Origin of the sequence: Nocardioides sp. (genome assembly GCF_031422975.1) — a bacterium.
GTDB lineage: Bacteria > Actinomycetota > Actinomycetes > Propionibacteriales > Nocardioidaceae > Nocardioides.
Window position 1 is genome coordinate 1 of record NZ_JANPEO010000053.1, and the last position, 2,080, is coordinate 2,080.

The window sequence follows — 2,080 nt, forward strand, 5'->3', positions numbered from 1 at the left end:
GCCGACCGGGTCGTCGCGACCCGGATGGAGATCGTCGACGGCAAGTACTCCGGCGAGATCGAGTACTACGCCTACGCCGAGGAGAAGGCGCGGGCCATCGAGGAGCTCGCCCGCGTCGTGGGCTACGACCTCGAGAACAGCTACGCCTACAGCGACTCCGTCACCGACGTCGCCATGCTCGAGACGGTCGGCCATGCGCACGCGGTGAATCCCGACAAGGAGCTCCGCCGGATCGCCGTCGAGCGGGGCTGGCCGGTCCTCGTCTTCAACAAGCCGGTCGAGCTCCGCAGTCGTGTGTCGTTCCCGCCCGCCAGGCAGACACTGGCGGCTCTCGCCGTCGGCAGCGCCCTCGCTGCCGGGGGCGTCCTGTGGGCGAACGCCCGCAAACGGCGCTCCGAGGGCTGACGGGCACACACCAACCCGCCGAGTTGTCAAGGCTTGTGAGTGGCCGCCAGACGGCGTACAAACAAGGTCATAACTCAAGAGTTTGCACGTGAGCCGGGTACCCACGCGGCGATCTACCCTTCGAAGAGGGTGCGTGTCACCGGGATTCTCCCGGGACAGCAGTTAGATGTTGCACGCTTGGTAGCCAAGCAGTCACGTGTCAGCGACGGCATCCGACCCCTGTGGTCGGGTGCCGTTCGCATTCCCCCACAGACCTAGTCCGCCGTACGCCGCAGCGGCGACGCCTCAGCACCCGCGACATACGCCTCGGCGGCGTAGATCACCCACGCGTGCACTCCCCGCGGGCCACCGTCGGCGTACGCCCTCAGGTTGGACTCGTACTCCGCCCGCAACGCCAGGTGGCCCGCCTCCGGCACGACCAGCGACTTCGCATCGACCCCGCGCGCGACCAGCACCAGCCGTTCGAGAGCGCGCGCCACGATCCCGTTGTGCGAGGCGAAGGGCGCGGCGCTCGCCACATCGGCGTGGACGACGGCCGCCACCAGGAGGGCCGGCGCGGTGGTGGCGGACAGCAGCAGCTCCGAGACGCCGCGCAACCGATCTGCTGAGGCCGCATCCCGGGGGCGACCCAGCGACTCAGAGGGCACCGAGCCGGCGGCCACGACCGCGTGCAGGCGGGCGATCGCCTGCAAGGGTGCCGTGCGCAGCAGCGGTGCCAGCGCCAGCTGGGAGGCCGAGAGCCGGAGCGCGTCCTGCGCGATCGCGTCCCCGGAGCCTGCCCGGATGTCGGCCAGCGACGACGCCGACCCCTCCAGCACGGCCGTGGCATGTGCCCCGCGGAGCAGCGACTCGGCCGTCATCTCGGGCGACGTCCGTCGCAGTCCGCGGTCGCGCAGCATCACGTCGATGCCGTCGCGCGCTGCGGCGTACGCCGACGGCACCCCCTCGAGGTCGACGAGCCACGCGAGGGGGTCAGCGACGGGGGCGGTCATGGGCAGGACGCTAGTAGCCTGAACCGGGTGACTGACGAGCAGCCCGACATGAAGCGTCTCTCGGAATCCTTCGGGGCCGTGGCCGGGGCCTACGACCGCGGCCGTCCGTCCTATCCCGCGGATGCGGTCGCGTGGCTGCTCGACGGCGACGCCAAGATCGTGCTCGAGCTCGGCGCGGGCACCGGCAAGCTCACCCGGCAGATGGTCGACCAGGGGCACGCGGTCTTCGCGACCGAGAAGGACCCGCAGATGTTGGCAGTGCTCCAGGATCGGGTCCCCGAGGTGAGCGCCAAGGTGGCGGGCGCCGAGCAGATCCCCGCCAACGACCGCAGCGTCGATGTCGTCATCGCGGCGCAGGCCTTCCACTGGTTCGACCACGACCTGGCGCTCCCGGAGATGGCGCGCGTCCTCAAGCCGGGCGGCCACGTCGCCCTCGTGTGGAACTTCTTCGACAGGCGCATCCCGTGGGTGCGCAAGCTGATCGAGGTTCTGGGCGAGCACAGCGTGACGTCCACCTCCCAGGGCGCCCTCGAGGGCCACGAGCTCTTCGGCGAGGTGGAGAGCGAGACGTTCAGCTTCTGGCAGGACGTCACCCGCGACACCCTCGTCGACATGGTCGCCTCCCGGTCCTACATCGCCTCGCTGCCCGAGGCAGAGCGCGAGCTCAAGCTCGACGCGGTGCG

At 70.4% G+C, this 2,080-nt stretch carries 3 protein-coding genes; 2 read left to right on the forward strand and 1 reads right to left on the reverse strand.

Annotated features, from left to right (window positions below; translation table 11 throughout):
• A partial coding sequence (locus RMO85_RS01825; protein WP_310526104.1) for a haloacid dehalogenase-like hydrolase occupies window positions 1–405 on the forward strand: 405 nt, incomplete at its 5' end.
• A gap of 254 nt (window positions 406–659) precedes the next feature.
• On the opposite strand, the gene RMO85_RS01830 is transcribed toward RMO85_RS01825, so the two are convergent.
• Entirely contained in the window at window positions 660–1,397 is a 738-nt protein-coding gene (locus RMO85_RS01830) for an oxidoreductase (RefSeq protein ID WP_310526105.1), read from the reverse strand.
• A gap of 27 nt (window positions 1,398–1,424) precedes the next feature.
• Between RMO85_RS01830 and RMO85_RS01835 the strand changes: the two genes are divergently transcribed.
• A partial coding sequence (locus tag RMO85_RS01835; RefSeq protein WP_310526107.1) for a class I SAM-dependent methyltransferase occupies window positions 1,425–2,080 on the forward strand: 656 nt, incomplete at its 3' end.

What these genes read in the sequence shown, in the direction of transcription:
- RMO85_RS01830 (WP_310526105.1), bottom strand. Translation starts at nt 1,397, where the DNA reads ATGACCGCCCCCGTCGCTGACCCCCTCGCGTGGCTCGTCGACCTCGAG.